The organism is Nostoc sp. CHAB 5715 (genome assembly GCF_020829685.1).
Classification (GTDB): domain Bacteria; phylum Cyanobacteriota; class Cyanobacteriia; order Cyanobacteriales; family Nostocaceae; genus Nostoc.
The window spans coordinates 1-18,104 of record NZ_JAIVFR010000015.1 but is presented as its reverse complement, the minus strand read 5'-3'; the positions used below and the strand labels follow the sequence as shown (position 1 = coordinate 18,104).

The window sequence follows — 18,104 nt, the reverse complement described above, 5'->3', positions numbered from 1 at the left end:
AAAGCATTTCAATTTTGCATTGGGATGGCGAATTCTTAAAAAATTGATAATTACTAAATTTTTCCCTCTTATAGCGCTTTTCAAGTAATTGAACTACACCACTCTCTACTCCCCACTCCCCACTCCCTACTCCCTACTCCCCGTCTCATCTGTGGTCTAAATACCTGAAAAATGCTGTAATAATGACTCATTACTAACTTTGACTACTTTTATTATTTTTTTAATTGTTCTAAATAAACAGCAACCTCCATCATAATGCTGTTACATCTTTGTTAAGAATAGTTACAACTTCTTAACACAAGGAAATATTTATTATGGCAGTCTCACTTGAGAATAATGCACCACATCAGGTTGTTATCGTTGGTGGTGGTTTTGGTGGATTGTATGCAGCAAAGGCTCTGAATACAGCGAATGTGAATGTTACTCTCATTGATAAACGTAACTTTCACCTATTTCAGCCGCTTTTATATCAAGTTGCCACAGGTACACTATCACCTTCTGATATTTCCGCACCATTGCGATCTGTATTTAGCAAAAGCAAGAATACAAAGGTGTTGTTGGGAGAAGTAAATGATATTGATCCAAAAGCGCAACAAGTTATTTTGGGTGATGAAGTAGTACCTTATGATACATTAATTGTCGCCACAGGTGCTAACCATTCCTATTTTGGTAAAGATAACTGGAAAGAAGTTGCTCCTGGCTTGAAAACTGTGGAAGATGCGATAGAAATGCGTCGCCGGATATTTGGCGCATTTGAAGCAGCAGAAAAAGAAACTAATCCCGAAAAACGCCGTGCTTTCTTGACTTTTGTGATTGTGGGGGGTGGCCCGACTGGTGTAGAATTAGCAGGTGCGATCGCCGAGTTGGCATACAAAACTCTCAAAGAAGATTTCCGCAACATCAACACTTCAGAAACGAAAATATTACTATTACAAGGGGGCGATCGCATCCTCCCACACATTGCGCCAGAGTTATCGGCATCAGCAGCAGTATCTTTGCAAAAGTTGGGTGTGGAACTCCACACTCACACCAGGGTGACAAATATTGAAGATGATATCGTTACTTTCAAGCAAGGCGATGAATTGACAGAAATTGCCTCAAAAACTATATTGTGGGCAGCAGGTGTCCAAGGTTCGGGAATGGGAAAAATCCTAGCAGAAAGTACAGGTGTAAACTGCGATCTCTCTGGACGTGTAATTGTAGAACCTGACTTGTCAATCAAGGGTTATGACAACATTTTCGTAATTGGAGATTTAGCCAACTTCTCCCATCAAGATGGTAAACCCTTACCTGGTGTTGCACCCGTAGCTAAACAAGAAGGAGAGTATGTAGGTAAACTAATTCAACGACGGCTTCAAGGTGATACTTTGCCATCATTTCATTACAATCATGTGGGTAGTTTGGCGATGATTGGGCAAAATTTAGCTGTTGTAGATTTAGGCTTCCTCAAACTTACAGGTTTCCTTGCTTGGGCATTTTGGCTATTAGTTCACATCTACTTCTTAATCGAGTTTGACACTAAATTACTAGTAGTATTTCAGTGGGCGTGGAATTATATCACTCGTAATCGTCGCTCTAGATTGATTACAGGTCGAGAAGCTTTTGTACAAGCGAAAACTCAACAGAGTTCAGTTCCCGCTCTGCAACTGGCTAGAAATCAACAAAACCAAATATAGCCCAGATGGCAAAACCCTTGTCAGCACTATTAACTCTGATTATTCTTCTCTTGCTGGATTCTTTGAGCGATCGCTTCTGCAATTATCCGATTATTCTCTTCTATAGGTTTACCATCTTCACTAAACATCGACGGATATATAATTGCTTCTGAGTCGGGAGTGCGGCGACTAAATAGGATTTCCAACGCTTCTATATCTTCCCGATTAGCAAGTACATACGCCCTCAATTCTTTTGTGGACATTTGGGCAAAATTAGGTTTCATTTACAAATCTCCAAGTTCCATCACGAAATACAAGGATTTGCAGTTCATCACCTGCCAAAATAAATACATTACCAGTTGTGTCACTAAAACGGAATAGCTGAATTTCTCGGTAGAAATTGGATAAGTACTGGCAAATAATCATGCACATATAGTACTCCTATTTGATTTTTGAAAAGACTCGGTATAACTCGAAAAGCCTGATTCCCAACTCCCCACTCCCTACTCCCTATTCCCTCCCCACGCAAAGAAGTTCAGAAATAAAATCGGATTGCTATAAGTGCTTGCCGAGTTGTAGGATATATATTGTTTTCCTCAATTGTGACACAAATAATATTAAGCCTTACAGCGTGAAAAAATCTCTTCAAGAATTTGAAACTCACAGAGTTGGGTTTTGTCTGTATAGCAAACTCAGTGTTTTAAGCGGGTTCCCCAACTTATACTCCTCCTCTTAAGCAAGCTAACAAGAGCGTCTCCTCCTGGGAAAAGCAACTGGTGCGCGAATGACCTTATCAAAGTTACCGCAGTGATAAAATTGCTAGAGTTAAAAACTGTGCTACAACATCCAGAGTGAAAACAGTAAATTTGCAACTTCCACAAAAACAATTATTAGAATTGATAGAAACAATCTTAGTTTATAAATTTCCCAAAATGAGTCCCAAGGAGATAGAAGCAATGTTTGGCTTAAGCGATTTAAAGCAAACGCGGGTTTACCAAGAAGGACGTTTAGAAGCAAAATTAGAAGCTGTACCTAAACTTTTAGCACTGGGTTTAACTGTAGAACAGATAGCGCAGGCGTTGGATTTAGATGTTGCACAAGTCCAGCAAGTAGAACAGCAAAGGCGATCGCCAGAATAATGGCCGCGATCGCACATTAATCTTGATTATCTGGATCTATGGCATCTCAGTTCTATGATAGAAACAAGCCACTAGTTAGGTTTAACTTATGTCTTCCCCTGTCCTGGAAAACCCTACGACTGCTGAGACTTCCTATGTTCTTCTGTACAATGTCAGTTGGGAACAATTAGAACAGCTTGATGTCACCCTTGCAGGGACAAGCGCACGACTAACTTATTTAGATAATATTCTCGAAATTATGTCCCCACTTTCTGACGATCACGAGGACAGTAAAAAAACTCTGGCGATGTTGCTGGAAGTCTACATGCGGACGAAAAAGATCCGGTTTTATGGACGAGGAAGTGCAACCATAGGTAAAAAGTCAGACAAAACGCGACGAGAACCCGATGAGTCTTATAATTTAGGGACAAAAAAACCTATTCCCGATTTAATTTTGGAAATAACTGTCACCAGTGGCGGAATTAATAAGCTAGAAATTTATCAGCGGTTGCGAGTACCTGAAGTTTGGTTTTGGGAAGATGGTTTGTTATCAATTTATTGTTTGCAAGGTGATAGCCATATAAAAGTTACTAGAAGTACTTTATTGCCTGATTTAGATTTAGATTTATTAGTAAAATATGCGCGAATGGCTGACCAATATGATGCTGTGACTGAATATAGTCAGATAATAACTAAAGTAACCTAAACTAAAATCAAAATGATATCATGTCCGCTTGATTACTTACTAAACCCCAAGAACCCCACCCCGCCAAAGCTACGCTTCGTCTCCCCTCCCGAAGAGCGGGGAGGGGATTAAGGGGTGGGGTGGAATGACTGTGGAAATCATAACTAATTACCCGGACATGATATAGGACTAATATTTGATTTCTGAAAAAGCTCGGTACAACTCGAAAAGCCTAATTCCTTATTCCCTACTCCCTACTCCCCACTCCCCGCCTACGTAAATAATTTCAAAAATCAAATACGATTCCTATATGACTTGCTACTAAGTAATGGCGTATGATTTTCATCCTTGCCATTAACTAGTTTATTGTAAAATATTACAATTAAAGAGAATAAAAGCCACCTTCACCCGAATCATGACTAACGAAGAACTCAAGCAACTAATCGAAAGCAATGCGAGAACTGCTCAAGCAATACTTGATTCTATGGTAGAAGAAAGGCCAGAACGTCAAGAATTACGCGAGGGTATACAAGAGTTTCGGTCAGGATTTGCACGACTAGAAGATATTGTTGAAAGATTAACTACTGTTCAAGAGGGTATTACTAATTTGTTGGTATCCCTGGACAAAAGTTGATAGATTACTAGAAAAAAGTGAAGACAGTAATCTATAAATGCCTGAAATTGGCAACACCCTTAGGGTGCATCCCAGTTTTTATTTTGCAATGAGAGGATAATTGTCATTGCGTACTCCTTTCCTGCGGAACGCTACGCGAACCCAGAAGCAAGCTACGCGTAGCGTCTTGTAGAGAGGAGGAATGACGTAGGCAAAGCCTTCCCACAGGGTAGCAATCGCATGGACTCGCTCGTAGTTGGAAGATTTTGCGATTGCAACTCTTAGAGACGCACTCGCGTTCGCTTCACTTCGTTTTGCTTGCAATGACATTACTAGAGGTAAATTATATTTTCATTAGTGCGATCGCCTCGATGACTATGCAGAAGAGTTATAATTAGTCGTCTAATTCATAAAACCAATGAACTGGAAACTTGACGAAGCACAACAAAAACTGCCAGAGGTAATTGATGCTATTGCATCAGAACCTCAATTAATCTTCAAGCAGGACAAATTAGTTGCTGCGATTAAGGAAGAAATTTGCTATGGTTTATCAGCAAAACCCAACCACAGAATTCAAACTTGGCTTGATAATTTTTAGGCTCATTAATGGAGTCCAAAGGTTCATTAATGGAGTTCCAAGACTCATTAATAAGTATCAAAGGCTTATTAATGAAGTCCAAAGGCTTATTAATGGAGTTCAAAGGCTCATTAATGAGTATCAAAGACTCATTAATGAGTATCAAAGACTCATTAATGAGTATCAAAGACTCATTAATGGAGTTCAAAGACTCATTAATGGAGTTCAAAGGCTCATTAATGGAGTTCAAAGGCTCATTAATGAGTATCAAAGACTCAAGAACCAGATGCAGCTTTAGTCGGTCTACCTTTGATAGCCTTAAAACGTTCGCCTAACTGTTCAGCGACAGTTTTTAAGCCTGGAGTCTTTTTCGATGCAGTCTTTACGTAGTCATAAACTGTTAAACTGCTAGTCATAGCTTCACTACCGACTGCCATTAGAGTATCATCTACCTGTTCGGCGAGTTGCTGCATTGAAATCAAAACTTCGGTGAGCGCAGTGGCTAATTGATAATCTCGAACAAGTTCTTCAACCTCAAAAGTGGCTGGAAGAATTTCGCGGTTAGACTGAGCAGCAGTGACGCTATTGTTTACAAACGCTAGGCTTTTATCGCCCATTTTTACCAACTTGCGCCGTTCTTCAGTGCTGAGAGTGACTAAAAAGGGCATCTTTTGTTGGATTTTTTGTAACGCAGCTTTGATTTCTTGGATATCTTGTGGCGAAAGGGCGGCTGCAATATTTTGATAGGACATTGTATATTTACCTTGGGAGTTCTAATGGTGAAGTAGCAATAGTTGCTAAGTATATAATTCCCATTAGTAAGAGCGATCGCACATTTTCTGATAATTTTTAGTTTAGTAGGGTGTGAAAGCGTTGCGTAACGCACCGCAATACAACTAGCTAATTGATTATCCCAAACAATTCTTCAAGCGATGTCTACGACGGGCTACGCCTACGCACATCATAACCTATTTATTTATCTGTTTTAGCGCCGATGCTGAGGGATGCTGACCAGATGCGATCAAAGCTTGTCGCTCTACAAGCCTTTCATCGCCGTTAAAATCTAGGATACGTGCGGTAACTTCACCGATGTCTGTTTGATGCACAATTACAGCCTCATCTAGTCGAAAATGCTCACCCCAAAAGTCTCTGCGTGGGTTAAAAAACCGCACAAGTTCGCCAGTTTGCCAATTAATTGACCCCAAATCCGTCCCTTTTTGGAGGTTACAGAAGATACAGGCATAACAGAGATTATCTGGTGTTGTAGCACCGCCGTGTTTGACACTGATGATATGGTCAACTTGACAGCTTACAGCATTTTTCAGGTATTTAGACCACAGATGAGACGGGGAGTGGGGAGTGGGGAGTAGGGAGTGGTGTAGTTCAATTACTTGAAAAGCGCTGTAAGCCATTTACTTCTGGATATAAACAATACTCGCATAGATAGCCAGCGCGATCAGCAACTAAACGCCGCAGTTCTACATTAATATATGGACGAGACATTTTGAATACTTACTCCGTGCTGATGTACTGACGAGCTTTTGCTTTTGCTAACCTCATAATATGCTCTAGCGTGAGGAAATAATCTAACTCTCGCTGGTCACTTCCTGTAAGACCCTCAGTTTTTGCGCGGTAAACGAGATCCTCTAAACGGTCGTTGGCTGCATCCGAGAGTTTGAAATCGATAACGCTTTGGGGAGTGGTGCCAGCAGCAATAAACTCTATAATTTCATCGTAGACTTTGGCTGTATTTATAGATGTAGTCATGAGATTACCTCTTTTTATTTAATTTTACTGATTTACAACGCCACTTTTAAAGACTTTCCTAATGTTTTTGGCTCTGGTAGAGTTTCACCGTCAGCCAAAGATGATTCAATCAGCATTTCTAAAACTTCTTGAGCATTTTTCAGAGCTTCTTCATAAGTCTCTCCGTGAGTGTGACAAAACTCTCCCCATTCAGGAAGACTGACAACAAAACACTCATCTTCATCAGACCACTGAATAATTATTGTGTAGTGATAATTCATTCTTTTTCTTCCTCTTGAGCATTTTTAATTTCTTCTAATCTTTGAAGTGCATTATTAACATCTTTTTCTTGGTAAGGTTTAGCATCACTTCCATCTTTACCTGATATAGTAACTCTCCCAGGTAAAAGAGGATGATACCAATTAGTGTGGCTACCTTTACCAGGACGGTAGATAAATCCTGCTTGCAGCAATAAGCTTTTGAGTTCTCTGATTTTCTTGGGCATAGCCTCTGTTTACATTTTCACTCCCCTGATTTACCACTACTGTCTTTGTTTATTTATGCGACTTCCAAGGATTTTCCTAGTGTCTTAGGCTCTGGTAGAGTTTCACCGTCAGCCAAAGATGATTCAATCAGCATTTCTAAAACTTCTTGAGCATTTTTCAGAGCTTCTTCGTAAGTCTCTCCATGAGTGCAAGGCTGCATTATATAAGTAAACTCAGGCAACAAAACCACATAACATTGGTTTTCTTCTGACCATTGAATCACGATTGTATATTTCATTCTTCTGTCTCCTCGTCTTCTTTAATTTTATTTAGTTCTTCTAGTGCTTCATTAACTTGCTTTTCTAAATAAGGTTTGGCATCGCTACCATCTTTGCCAGCAATAATGATAGCTTTAGGCAATTGCGGATGCATCCATTTACTGTGGCTACCCTTTGCAGGTTTATAAGTAAACCCTGCTTGCAACAACAAGCTTTTAAGTTCTCTAATTTTCTTGGGCATATACTCAGCTTACATTTACCCTTTCCACTGCTTTAACTTCTTGTGAGCAAATTCCCGCACTTGCTCATCTGGGTCATTCTCTTTTTGGTTGGAAAGAGCGATCGCTCTGCCTTTGTTTGTAGCTCTCGGTTCACTTATTTTTTGATGAGTAAAAAAAAATAAATGTACATAAAGATATTTTAAGTATTTTAAAAAACTAGTACCTCTGAGTTAGCTTTGTTCAAACTCTGGGTAGAATCAGCTAGCTAAGAGTTCCCTGCAATATAAATTAGTACACCGCTAGAGTGAAGTTCAAAATGTTTGCATTTGCTTTAAAACCAACACAGATGCTTAGAGGCATACTATCCACATCGCTACTGAGTCTGATGTCCTTAGAGATTCTTACCACGACAGCGTTGGGCATCCCGCCAGCTGCGTCTGTTCAAACTAAGCTGAAAGTGCCTAGTACAATGACCGATGATCCCTTTAATACTAACCGTTACTTGAAAGTGCCGCCCAATTTCTCTGTCTCTGTTTATGCTCGCATTAAAAAAGCTCGCTTTATGGCAGTTGCTCCCAATGGGGATCTTCTAGTATCACAGCCGAGTACGGGTAAAGTATTAATTGTCCGGCCAAATGGCAGCAAAGACCCAATTATTTCTGACTTCGTGACGGGTCTACGCAGACCACACGACATTGTGTTTCATAAGATTGACAACACCACATACGTTTATATCTCTGAGACTCATCAAATTAACCGCTTCATCTACAAATCTGGAGATATAATCGCAAAAAATCGCCAAATCGTTGTGACTGGTTTACCAGACAGCAGCACCTCAGAACTCAAAGGCTCTTATGGTCACGAGCTAAAAAATATCGCCCTTGATTCCAACCACAAACTGTACGTGTCGATTGCCTCTACGTGCAATGCCTGCAAGGAAGATACTGTGAGTACCCCAAAACGTGGTGCGATTTACCAATACAACGCTAATGGAACCAATCAGCGGCTTTTTGCCCAAGGTTTACGTAATGCCGAAGGATTAGCATTCTTACCTGGCACAAATGACCTTTGGGTAGTTGTTAATAATCGAGATCAGATCGCCTATCCCTTCAACGATAGTACTGGCAATTACGGTAAGGTTATCCCCTCTTACGTAGACAACCACCCGCCAGAGGAGTTCACGAAAGTCCGAGATGGCGGTAACTACGGTTGGCCATTCTGCAACCCCAATCCTGACACGTCAACTGGCCTCAACAATATGCCATTTGACCGCGACTATGAGTTCAATCGTGATGGAAGTGTTAATTGCAATGCAATGGACAGGATTAACAAGGGTATTCAAGCCCATTCTGCTCCCTTGGGACTAACATTCTTACAAAATACCAGGTTTCCCAGCCTGTACTCAAGTGGGGCAGTGACGGGGCTACATGGTTCATGGAATCGGCAAAAGAAAACGGGCTATAGAATAGCTTACTTTCCCTGGAACAGTACGACAAAGACTCCAGGGGAGGAGATAGATTTAGTCAGCGGTTGGCTAGTTCCAACAACGCAAGAAGTCTGGGGGCGACCGGTGGATGTGGCAGTCGATCAGCAAGGTAATTTATTAATTTCGGATGACAAGGGCGACGCCATCTACAAGCTTTCCTACACGCCGCCAGCACAGGTTAAGGTCTACAGAGATCCTAATTTGGCTGGAGTTTCCCAATCTTTTCCTACAAGTCCAGGAGTGTACCAAGCTAACAAAGGTGACTTAAATATTGTTGGGAATGACACTATTAGCTCATTAAGTGTACCACCGGGTAAAGTGGTACGTGTCTGCCAAAATGAAACTGGTGGTCGATGCCGTGAGTTTAGTGCTGGTGATTATAAATCTGTTGGAGCTGACTTAGATAACTCAATATCGTTTATAGAAGTTAAGTAGCACTACTCAACAAATTTTATATCTTAAATTTTGGATTTTGGTGAAGCAGCGCGGTCTTGGGGGTTTCCCCCATGAGCGACTGCTGAACCCGAAGGGATTGAATAATTTAAAATCCAAAATTTAAAAAAGTCCCAGAGCAAGCGAGTTTAAACGCGAGAACAATTTTATGCTCCAAAATCAAAAATGAGTCACCTGTGCTGCTTTTGGCTTATTGTCCTCCAATCAACTAGAAACCGCGATGTCTACGACGGGCTGCGCCAACGCAATTTTCCCCACTGCACGCCCTGTTTCGCTATAAGCATGAGCCGCCGCAAGTTCTTGTAAGGGATATGTGCGATCAATCACCACACGAATGTTACCCGCTTCAATCAATTCTTTGAGAAAAAGCAAGTCTTTAGCGTTAGGTTTCTCAAAGAGAAATTTCGCTTTTTGACCGGGAAGGAACGCTGTTAAGACGCTCTCTAACAAGACTTCGGGGCTGGGTAACGTGGTGATGTAAATTCCGTTGGGTTTGAGGACTTTTTTGGTTTGGGAGAGCGATCGCTTACCCACTGCATCAAAGATAATGTCATACTGTGCTGTATCTTCGGTAAAATCTTGCTGCGTATAATCAATCACGCGGTCTGCTCGCAAAGATTTCACCAAATCTAAATTTTTAGTACTGCTAACTCCCGTTACCTGTGCGCCTAAAGCCTTAGCAATTTGCACTGCAAAAGTCCCTACACCGCCCGCAGCACCATTAATTAAAACATTTTGTCCTGTTTGAATATTTCCTTGATCTCGCAGCGCTTGCAGAGCCGTGAGTGCTGCTAAAGGCACAGCAGCAGCTTCTTCATAGTTTAGATTCGTTGGTTTAAGCACCGCCAAGTTTTCTGGGATGGCTGCAAACTCCGCGTAACCTCCTCCAGGGAAGCTAGTACTGCCATAAATAGCATCTCCTGGTTTAAAGCGCGTGACACCAGAGCCAACCTCTACCACATCTCCCGCCACATCAAACCCCAAAATCTTCGGAAATTTGCTGCCGGTAATGAAACTCAACATCCCTTTGCGGATTTTCCAATCAATGGGATTAACGCTACTAGCACGAACTTTCACAAGTAACTGCGTTGGCTCAATTTTCGGCTGCTCCACATCTTCATACTGCAACACTTCAGCGCCGCCATACCGACGAATAACCACTGCTTTCATCGCATTCCTCCTGCTACCCTGTTTGACTCACACAACTCAGACAGCTTATTTTTCGTTATGAATCTAGTGTAGCCATGTCTACGCCTACGCATGGCATTTAACGAAGATGCTAGGCGCAGTCAGAGATTTCCTAAAATAGAAATATCAGTCTAACACTACACCTGTATGCCAGCTAGAGACATCTATCACAATAATGTCAAAAATGCTTTAATTAAAGACAAATGGACAATTACTCATGATCCACTGACTCTTAAATTTATTTGGTAAAAAAGATTTGTATGTTGATTTAGGTGCTAGACAACTGTTAGCGGCGCAAAAGGCAGAATCAAAAATTGCAGTTGAGATTAAAAGTTTTTCCGGCAGATCAGATGTTGATGATTTAGAAAAAGCGTTAGGTCAGTATATTTTATATCAGGATATATTAATTGAGTTGGAGCCAGAGCGAATGTTATATCTTGCAGTGCCTAACAGAGTTTTTGATGATTTTAGGACTTACGCACGCTCTACGAATTCTTAGCGTTCTTGGCGTCTTGGCGGTTCGATAAATTAAGCTTTTGGGCGATTTTTGCGTAAGTCCTGGATTTGTTTGAAGAACCCATCGGCAAACTTTTACTGAGAAATCATCGTTTAAAGCTGATTACCTTTGATCCAAAACAGGAGGTCATTAAACAATGGATTATACCCAATTAGACCACTATCGCCAAGTGATTGAAACTATTCTTGGTGAATATGCTTCCTTGAGTTATTCCTATGCCGATATTCAATCAGAAGTGGTTTTTGATCGAAGCCGCGATCGCTATTTGTGGATGGATCTAGGTTGGGATGGCGATCGCCGTATTCATGGCTGTCTGGTTCATATTGACCTAATTGATGGCAAAATCTGGATTCAACGCGATGGCACCGAAGAAGGCATTGCCGCCGATTTAGAACGGGCTGGAATTCCTAAAGAACACATCGTCCTTGGCTTTCGTCCACCGGAGTTAAGACCCTATACTGGCTATGCAGTTGCTTGAGGAGCGATCGCTCTTTAAAAGATAATAGAGAACATTCTTTTTATTCTTCAGTGGTAAATACAACACCTTCATATAGCAGTTCAATCGGACACTCAAATTCAATGCTCGATAAAGTGATGATATCTCCAGCCGTGTAGGGATAGTAAAGCCACATCCTACCCTCACCCCGACAGTAACGCTCGACGGAGATTTTTTCCGAGTCAATCAAGATATATTCTTGCAAACTGGGGATTGTTAGATAATAAGTGAATTTTTCACCCCGATCTTTCGCGCTTGTACCTGGGGAAAGAACTTCGACAATCAGCTTGGGACGTTGAATAAATTTGCGGGCATTGAGGTCTTGAGGGTCGCAACTGACAATAACATCAGGATAATAGTAGCGACTCTGGGGAGTGAGTTGCATTTTCACGTCTAACACATTCACTCGACAACCTCTGGAATGCAAATGAGGGCGTAAGGCAGTGTACAAGTTAAGTGCAATGTCATTATGGGGAATTGTACCGCCTGTCATGGCAAATACTTCGCCATTGGCATATTCGTAGCGAACATCTTGCTGAGGTTCCCATTCGAGATATTCCTCAACGGTCATTTTTGGCGGCTCTTGGGGGATGGCTATCATAACTAAGATTTTTTCACGCTTGGTTTGATTGTAGCTAAATGACACTCTGATTTTTCACGATATCGATAAAACCTCACTTCTATTTCTCACTTTTCACGTCATCTGGAAAAACCCACGAAAACCTAACCCTCTAACCCCCTTCCCGCATCGGGAAGGGGGAACATTCAAAGTCTCTCTCCTTGCAGGAGAGAGATTTAGAGAGAGGTTTTCCAGATCCCGTGAAAAGTCAGACTTCTATTTCTCTCTCGTTCTCGGCTACGGTGTACACATAAGTCCTTTCGTTCAGAACACAAGTCCTTTCATTCAGAACACAAGTGCTTTCGTTCAGAACACAAGTGCTTTCGTTCAGAACACAAGTGCTTTCGTTCAGAACACAAGTGCTTTCGTTCAGAACACAAGTACTTTCGTTCAGAACACAAGTGCTTTCGTTCAGAACACAAGTGCTTTCGTTCAGAACACAAGTGCTTTCGTTCAGAACACAAGTCTTTTCGTTCAGAACACAAATCTTTTTTGAGCCTTTGAGGGAATGAAACAGCTTTGCTTTTCAAGAGGGGTTGGGGGGATCAAAAGGCTGTGGGGCAAATAGTTCTTGGATAGTTATTTTTGGTTTCATGGCTGTTTGTATGGAGGTATTGTTTGCATTTTATGCTTGGTGGATTAATCAATTTACCAATTGTCTAATATCAGATTTGCATCTTCACTAATTAGCTCTTCAGGGGATTGAGCTGCCGACTCTATAATCATCTTCGCTTCAGGAGTTCGGATTTCTGCTAATGCTAGGAGAGACTTTCTTGGCACATTGAGCCATTCATCATAAGACCATCGGTATGTCAATGCCTTGGATAATGCAGGAATTGCTCTTTCATCGCGCAATACATCCAAAAGTTCAACAACTGATTCATGAAGACCATTATTACTCTCATCATTGAGGATTTGACAAAGTATAGGTGTGTAATCCTTTGATAGGTTACTCCATGCTGCCATCATGATAAACCAAGCCCCAGGATAATCTGGATTTGAAGCATATTTTTCCAACTCCTGAATCACTTCGCTAACTGAAGGAGGCGATGTCTCAAATTCCTTTTTCATTTCATCAGCAATTCTGTCAGTTTCTCTATAATTAGAAGAATCCTTGAATAATTTCAGATATTTTTCAACCGTGTTACTTAGCATTTTATAGTCTCTTAATATTAGTGATATTTTGGTTAAAAAAAGCAACTCCATTAGGACTAAACCGAATGGCACGCTTGAAAAGCTCTAAGCTATATGGGATAAGCGCTACAGATTTTAAAGTGATTGTTGAGTGAAGGTCTTGGTATAAGGGACTTCCAAAAATTAAATTACTCAATTCCTGTATCCAATACGACTATCCGATTTCTTCTCCCCCTGCTCCCCCTGCTTACCAAAACGATTGATTATTTTTTTATTTGGAAGTCCCTTAGAGCATCGGTAAGGGGGTTAGGGGGTTAGGTTTTTTGCTAAGGTTTGTAGTGAGCAATTCAGAAAATTCATTGCGATCGCTCAATCATGTTAGATTATAGTTTGTTGTTTCTCTCAAACACAAAATTCGAGAGTTTCTTACTCATCTCCTCATTGTGGGAATAAAAAAGGAGTTGAAAGTTAAGTTTTTTGAAAATTATGTGCAGCAACACATCTATTTCCAGTACCTCATATCGCTTATCAGATAAGACTTAGAACCCCAATTGAACATCATTGTTAACACTGAGCGGAGTCGAAGGGTCAAAGCAAAAAATTAAATAAATATGAATTGCATTTTTACCCTCAAAAAAATGATATGTTAGATACAGAATTGAATTTCGCACGTTTCTGGAGTAGAACGATGTAGACTACTCTAGTTTTTCACCTTCAAAGCCTTGGCATTTATTGCTTTTGACGGAATTTGAGGGCAATCTGAGTACACATTTAAATAACCAAAACCCAATTGCAAGTAGATTAAATTCTTTGCTGGGATTGGGTTATAGCTGAGTACAAATAAATCCTGAACCCCTATCTATAAACACTAGAACCCCAACCAAAAAATACTAGAACCCCAACCCGAAAAAAACTTTTTTAATTCTTGTAATGCTTGAATAATTAGGGTTTTTATTATTTGAGTACAAACGTAATAAATCCAATAAATTCTATCCTAGAGAGACGCACTGTTTGGCTAGGAGACGGCTGCTATAAATCTTATATCGCCAATCACCTAACGCTCTGAAACAAAACAAAGCGAAAAGTGAGTGGAGGGATGACATAGCACCATGCCTGAAGTGAAGAGAAGTCGCGGCTGTAAGCACAAATTCTACCCAAGAACCGAACGTTGACACACACCAGCCGAACATCAGATATCTATTGCCTGCCTTACTTGAAAACAAGTCGCCCGAACCCAAGGGTTTGCAGACAGTGTGAAAGACGCGACTTCAATTCCTGGGCATAGAGAGTAGCAACAGCATCTCCCACAGTGGCAGCCAAGTCCACCGATTTTTTGCGAAATTCAATGACATCACCGTCTACACGACTCCTCAACTCCAACGCTACGGAATCGCCAACCCAAGCAAAATCAGGTGGTTGCGGCTGCGACAGCAGTACCACCGTGGAAATGGACGAAAAGCTCCAAGAACGCATTGCTAAACATCCCTGCTACAGCGAAGACGCTCATCACCACTACGCCCGGATGCACGTTGCAGTTGCTCCAGCTTGCAACATTCAATGCAACTATTGCAACCGCAAATATGACTGCGCTAACGAAAGCCGTCCTGGAGTAGTTAGCGAATTGCTAACACCAGAACAAGCAGCACACAAAGCTTTGGTCATTGGCGGCAAGATTCCTCAAATGACAGTTGTGGGAATTGCCGGCCCTGGCGACCCATTGGCGAACCCAGAAAAGACTTTCCGCACATTTGAGTTGATTGCAGAGCAAGCACCAGACATCAAGCTGTGCTTATCAACCAATGGTTTAATGCTGCCAGACTACGTCGATCGCATTAAACAATTAAATATAGATCACGTTACGATCACCATTAACATGGTAGATCCAGAGATCGGTGCTAAGATTTATCCTTGGGTTCACTACAGACGCAAGCGTTATAGAGGTCTTGAAGGCGCGAGAATTCTCCACGAAAGACAGATGGAAGGATTGCAAGCCCTGAAAGATGCTGACATCTTGTGCAAAGTCAACTCCGTAATGATTCCCGGAATTAATGACCAGCACTTAGTCGAAGTGAATCGAGTCATTCGTGAAAAAGGTGCATTCTTGCACAACATCATGCCATTGATTTCGGCACCAGAACATGGCACACACTTCGGTTTAACCGGTCAACGCGGCCCCACACCCAAAGAACTCAAAGAAGTTCAAGACAACTGCTCTGGTAACATGAAAATGATGCGTCACTGTCGCCAGTGTCGTGCCGATGCAGTCGGATTATTGGGAGAAGACCGCAGCCAGGAATTTTCCAAAGAGAAATTCTTGGAAATGACTCCAGAATATGACATGGAGAAACGTCAAGAAGTTCACGACGGTATTGAGAAGTTTAAAGAAGAACTTAAAGTAGCCAAAGATAAGGCGCTTGCAGAGACGCGACATGTCGCGTCTTTACAAAACAGTCCTAAAGTCCTCCTTGCAGTAGCAACCAAAGGCGGCGGATTGGTTAACCAACACTTCGGTCATGCCAAAGAATTCCAAATTTACGAAGTGGATGGAAACGAAGTTCGCTTTATCGGTCATCGCAAAATTGACCAATACTGCCAAGGTGGATACGGCGAAGAAGCTTCTTTTGAGCATATTATGAAAGCGATCGCAGACTGCAAAGCAGTTTTAGTCTCCAAGATTGGTAACTGTCCTCAAGAAAAATTGCAAAAAGCTGGAATACAGACTGTTGAAGCTTACGACGTGATTGAAAAGGTTGCTTTGGAGTTCTACGAGCAATACGTTAAGGAATTAGGGAATTAGGGAATAGGGAGTAGGGAGTAGGGAATTTCAATATTTACCGCTCCCCACTCACCACTCACCACTCACCACTCCCCATTCCCCACTCCCCACTCCCAAAAGGACAATAATCATGGCTTACAAAATTACTAGCCAGTGTATTTCCTGCAATCTCTGTCTATCTGTATGTCCCACAAATGCAGTTAAAGTGGTTGACGGACAACACTGGATTGACCCTGAACTTTGTACAAACTGCGTTGGTAGCATTCATACCATGCCTCAGTGTAAAGCTGGTTGTCCCACCTGCGACGGTTGCGTTAAGCAGCCTAGCGATTACTGGGAAGGCTGGTTTACCAATTACAACCGCGTAGTCGCTAAATTAACAAATAAACAAGATTACTGGGAACGTTGGTTTAACTGCTATACCCAGAAATACTCTGAGCAGTTGCAAAAGCGTCAACCCCAAATAATTCGTAATTCGTAATTGAAGACAACAATGCAAAATAACTGCATCTATCTCGATAATAATGCCACCACTAAGGTAGACCCAGAAGTTATAGAGGTAATGCTACCTTACCTGACAGATTATTACGGCAATCCCTCCAGTATGCATACCTTTGGTGGGCAAGTCGGTAAAGCAGTGAGAACAGCAAGAGAACAACTTGCAGCCATCCTGGGAGCCGATGAGTCAGAAATTGTCTACACAAGTTGTGGAACTGAGGGAGATAACGCGGCGATTCGAGCCGCACTGTTAGCGCAACCAGAAAAGCGACACATCATCACCACCCAAGTTGAACACCCAGCAGTACTGAATGTCTGCAAACAATTAGAAACCCAAGGTTACAGTGTTACCTATCTATCAGTAAATCATCAAGGGCAACTGGATCTAGATGAACTAGAAGCTTCCTTGACGGGTAACACCGCCCTGGTGACAATTATGTATGCTAATAACGAAACCGGTACGGTTTTTCCAATTGAGCAGATTGGGTTGCGCGTAAAAGAATATGGTGCTATCTTCCATGTAGATGCGGTGCAAGCAGTGGGGAAAATCCCCTTGAATATGAAGACTAGCACCGTGGATATGTTAACGCTGTCTGGTCACAAGCTGCATGGACCGAAAGGAATTGGTGCTTTATATATCCGGCGAGGCGTTCGGTTCCGTCCCTTCATGATTGGGGGACACCAAGAACGCGGACGTCGGGCGGGAACAGAGAATGTTCCAGGAATTATTGCCTTGGGCAAAGCTGCCCAACTAGAACTGTTACACTTAGAAGATGCCACCACAAGAGAAAGAAGGCTGCGCGATCGCCTCGAACAAACCTTACTTACTACAATTCCCGATTGTGTAGTCAACGGTGACGTTACGCAGAGATTGCCCAACACCACAAACATCGGCTTCAAGTATATTGAAGGTGAAGCTATCTTACTATCCTTGAATAAATACGGTATCTGCGCCTCATCCGGTTCAGCTTGCACCTCCGGTTCACTGGAACCTTCCCACGTCCTTCGGGCAATGGGCTTACCCTACACAACTTTGCACGGTTCCATTCGCTTCAGTCTTTGCCGCTACACAACAGAAGCCGAAATCGATCAAGTGATAGAGGTAATGCCCAGTATTGTAGAACGTTTACGCGCCCTCTCACCCTTCAAAAATGATGATGCAGGTTGGCTGCAAGGACAGTCATTGGTCATTAGTCATTAGTCATTGGTCATTGGTCATTGGTCATTAGTCATTGGTCATTAGTTTTGGAAAAGTGACAAGTGACAAAGGACAAGTGACAAAGGACAAGTGACAAAGGACAAACGACAAGTGACAAAGGACAAATGACAAAGGACAAAATTTATGTGGGACTACACCGATAAAGTATTAGAACTGTTTTACGATCCCAAAAATCAGGGAGAAATTAAAGAAACGAGCGAAGCTGGAGTTAAGGTTGCAACGGGAGAAATCGGTAGCATTGCTTGCGGTGATGCTCTGAGATTGCACCTGAAAGTGGAAGTAGAATCTGATAAGATTCTAGATGCTCGCTTTCAAACCTTTGGCTGTACTAGTGCGATCG

At 41.8% G+C, this 18,104-nt stretch carries 24 protein-coding genes and 1 pseudogene; 12 read left to right on the top strand and 13 right to left on the bottom strand.

All coding sequences use genetic code 11. The annotated features are described in order from the left end of the window. Positions 1 to 314 precede the first annotated feature (314 nt). On the top strand, positions 315 to 1,676 hold the full coding sequence (locus tag LC574_RS01850) for an NAD(P)/FAD-dependent oxidoreductase (RefSeq protein WP_229451236.1): 1,362 nt from the start codon (positions 315 to 317) through the stop codon (positions 1,674 to 1,676). 29 nt (positions 1,677 to 1,705) lie between these two features. Here the strand turns inward: LC574_RS01850 and LC574_RS01845 are convergent, their stop codons facing one another. Then, positions 1,706 to 1,939, bottom strand: coding sequence for a hypothetical protein (locus LC574_RS01845; protein WP_229451235.1), 234 nt, complete (start codon positions 1,937 to 1,939; stop codon positions 1,706 to 1,708). Then, positions 1,929 to 2,087: a hypothetical protein gene (locus tag LC574_RS01840; RefSeq protein ID WP_229451234.1), complete on the bottom strand. Its 159-nt coding sequence runs from the start codon at positions 2,085 to 2,087 to the stop codon at positions 1,929 to 1,931. The genes LC574_RS01845 and LC574_RS01840 overlap by 11 nt, the downstream gene beginning before the upstream one ends. A gap of 434 nt (positions 2,088 to 2,521) precedes the next feature. Between LC574_RS01840 and LC574_RS01835 the strand changes: the two are divergent. The 3 genes and pseudogenes from LC574_RS01835 to LC574_RS01825 form a co-directional block, all read left to right on the top strand. Beyond that, positions 2,522 to 2,794: pseudogene (locus tag LC574_RS01835) on the top strand (DUF2887 domain-containing protein); the annotation flags it as partial. 88 nt (positions 2,795 to 2,882) lie between these two features. Further along, positions 2,883 to 3,479: a Uma2 family endonuclease gene (locus LC574_RS01830; protein ID WP_229451233.1), complete on the top strand. Its 597-nt coding sequence runs from the start codon at positions 2,883 to 2,885 to the stop codon at positions 3,477 to 3,479. A gap of 394 nt (positions 3,480 to 3,873) precedes the next feature. Next, on the top strand, positions 3,874 to 4,092 hold the full coding sequence (locus LC574_RS01825; protein WP_229451232.1) for a hypothetical protein: 219 nt from the start codon (positions 3,874 to 3,876) through the stop codon (positions 4,090 to 4,092). A 503-nt stretch (positions 4,093 to 4,595) separates the two neighbouring features. On the opposite strand, the gene LC574_RS01820 is transcribed toward LC574_RS01825, so the two are convergent. The 8 genes from LC574_RS01820 to LC574_RS01785 all read right to left on the bottom strand — a co-directional run bounded on the left by LC574_RS01820 (position 4,596) and on the right by LC574_RS01785 (position 7,398). After that, positions 4,596 to 4,919 (bottom strand): hypothetical protein, encoded by a 324-nt coding sequence (locus tag LC574_RS01820; protein WP_229451231.1) that lies wholly within the window; start codon positions 4,917 to 4,919, stop codon positions 4,596 to 4,598. 4 nt (positions 4,920 to 4,923) lie between these two features. Next, positions 4,924 to 5,400 (bottom strand): hypothetical protein, encoded by a 477-nt coding sequence (locus LC574_RS01815; RefSeq protein ID WP_229451230.1) that lies wholly within the window; start codon positions 5,398 to 5,400, stop codon positions 4,924 to 4,926. Between the two features lie 216 nt (positions 5,401 to 5,616). Beyond that, positions 5,617 to 6,060: an HNH endonuclease gene (locus LC574_RS01810; RefSeq protein WP_229451229.1), complete on the bottom strand. Its 444-nt coding sequence runs from the start codon at positions 6,058 to 6,060 to the stop codon at positions 5,617 to 5,619. 100 nt (positions 6,061 to 6,160) lie between these two features. Beyond that, on the bottom strand, positions 6,161 to 6,415 hold the full coding sequence (locus LC574_RS01805; protein ID WP_229451228.1) for a hypothetical protein: 255 nt from the start codon (positions 6,413 to 6,415) through the stop codon (positions 6,161 to 6,163). A 32-nt stretch (positions 6,416 to 6,447) separates the two neighbouring features. Then, a complete protein-coding gene (locus LC574_RS01800) occupies positions 6,448 to 6,675 on the bottom strand; it encodes a type II toxin-antitoxin system HicB family antitoxin (RefSeq protein WP_229451227.1) in 228 nt (75 codons plus the stop codon). After that, on the bottom strand, positions 6,672 to 6,899 hold the full coding sequence (locus LC574_RS01795; RefSeq protein WP_229451226.1) for a type II toxin-antitoxin system HicA family toxin: 228 nt from the start codon (positions 6,897 to 6,899) through the stop codon (positions 6,672 to 6,674). The genes LC574_RS01800 and LC574_RS01795 overlap by 4 nt, the downstream gene beginning before the upstream one ends. Before the next feature lie 53 nt (positions 6,900 to 6,952). Then, on the bottom strand, positions 6,953 to 7,177 hold the full coding sequence (locus LC574_RS01790) for a type II toxin-antitoxin system HicB family antitoxin (protein ID WP_229451225.1): 225 nt from the start codon (positions 7,175 to 7,177) through the stop codon (positions 6,953 to 6,955). Continuing rightward, positions 7,174 to 7,398, bottom strand: a complete 225-nt coding sequence (locus tag LC574_RS01785; protein ID WP_104898438.1) for a type II toxin-antitoxin system HicA family toxin — start codon at positions 7,396 to 7,398, stop codon at positions 7,174 to 7,176. Before LC574_RS01785 ends, LC574_RS01790 begins: the two co-directional genes overlap by 4 nt. A 326-nt stretch (positions 7,399 to 7,724) precedes the next feature. Here LC574_RS01785 and LC574_RS01780 point away from each other — a divergent pair, with 326 nt between their 5' ends. Next, complete coding sequence (locus tag LC574_RS01780) at positions 7,725 to 9,299, top strand: PQQ-dependent sugar dehydrogenase (protein ID WP_229451224.1); 1,575 nt, start codon at positions 7,725 to 7,727, stop codon at positions 9,297 to 9,299. 222 nt (positions 9,300 to 9,521) lie between these two features. Here the strand turns inward: LC574_RS01780 and LC574_RS01775 are convergent, their stop codons facing one another. Beyond that, positions 9,522 to 10,487 carry an NAD(P)-dependent alcohol dehydrogenase gene (locus tag LC574_RS01775; RefSeq protein ID WP_229451223.1) on the bottom strand — a complete coding sequence of 322 codons (966 nt, stop codon included), beginning with the start codon at positions 10,485 to 10,487 and terminating at the stop codon, positions 9,522 to 9,524. Positions 10,488 to 10,652: 165 nt separating this feature from the next. Between LC574_RS01775 and LC574_RS38665 the strand changes: the two genes are divergently transcribed. The 3 genes from LC574_RS38665 (at position 10,653) to LC574_RS01765 (ending at position 11,500) form a co-directional block, all read left to right on the top strand. After that, positions 10,653 to 10,754: an element excision factor XisH family protein gene (locus LC574_RS38665; protein ID WP_368736663.1), complete on the top strand. Its 102-nt coding sequence runs from the start codon at positions 10,653 to 10,655 to the stop codon at positions 10,752 to 10,754. Between the two features lie 7 nt (positions 10,755 to 10,761). Beyond that, complete coding sequence (locus tag LC574_RS01770) at positions 10,762 to 11,004, top strand: element excision factor XisH family protein (RefSeq protein ID WP_267871359.1); 243 nt, start codon at positions 10,762 to 10,764, stop codon at positions 11,002 to 11,004. Positions 11,005 to 11,158: 154 nt separating this feature from the next. Then, on the top strand, positions 11,159 to 11,500 hold the full coding sequence (locus LC574_RS01765) for a XisI protein (RefSeq protein WP_229451222.1): 342 nt from the start codon (positions 11,159 to 11,161) through the stop codon (positions 11,498 to 11,500). A 40-nt stretch (positions 11,501 to 11,540) separates the two neighbouring features. Here LC574_RS01765 and LC574_RS01760 read toward each other — a convergent pair whose 3' ends face one another. Beyond that, positions 11,541 to 12,119 carry a Uma2 family endonuclease gene (locus LC574_RS01760; protein WP_229451221.1) on the bottom strand — a complete coding sequence of 193 codons (579 nt, stop codon included), beginning with the start codon at positions 12,117 to 12,119 and terminating at the stop codon, positions 11,541 to 11,543. Positions 12,120 to 12,785: 666 nt separating this feature from the next. Further along, the gene (locus tag LC574_RS01755) at positions 12,786 to 13,292 is read right to left on the bottom strand and encodes a hypothetical protein (RefSeq protein WP_229451220.1); all 507 of its coding nucleotides are present in this window, start codon (positions 13,290 to 13,292) and stop codon (positions 12,786 to 12,788) included. 1,324 nt (positions 13,293 to 14,616) lie between these two features. Here LC574_RS01755 and nifB point away from each other — a divergent pair. The 4 genes from nifB to LC574_RS01735 all read left to right on the top strand — a co-directional run. After that, entirely contained in the window at positions 14,617 to 16,068 is a 1,452-nt protein-coding gene (nifB, locus tag LC574_RS01750) for a nitrogenase cofactor biosynthesis protein NifB (protein ID WP_229451219.1), read from the top strand. Between the two features lie 109 nt (positions 16,069 to 16,177). Beyond that, positions 16,178 to 16,528: a 4Fe-4S binding protein gene (locus LC574_RS01745; RefSeq protein ID WP_229451218.1), complete on the top strand. Its 351-nt coding sequence runs from the start codon at positions 16,178 to 16,180 to the stop codon at positions 16,526 to 16,528. A gap of 12 nt (positions 16,529 to 16,540) precedes the next feature. After that, entirely contained in the window at positions 16,541 to 17,746 is a 1,206-nt protein-coding gene (nifS, locus tag LC574_RS01740) for a cysteine desulfurase NifS (RefSeq protein ID WP_229451217.1), read from the top strand. 141 nt (positions 17,747 to 17,887) lie between these two features. Then, on the top strand, positions 17,888 to 18,104 hold a 217-nt coding region (locus LC574_RS01735; protein ID WP_229451216.1), incomplete at its 3' end, for an iron-sulfur cluster assembly scaffold protein.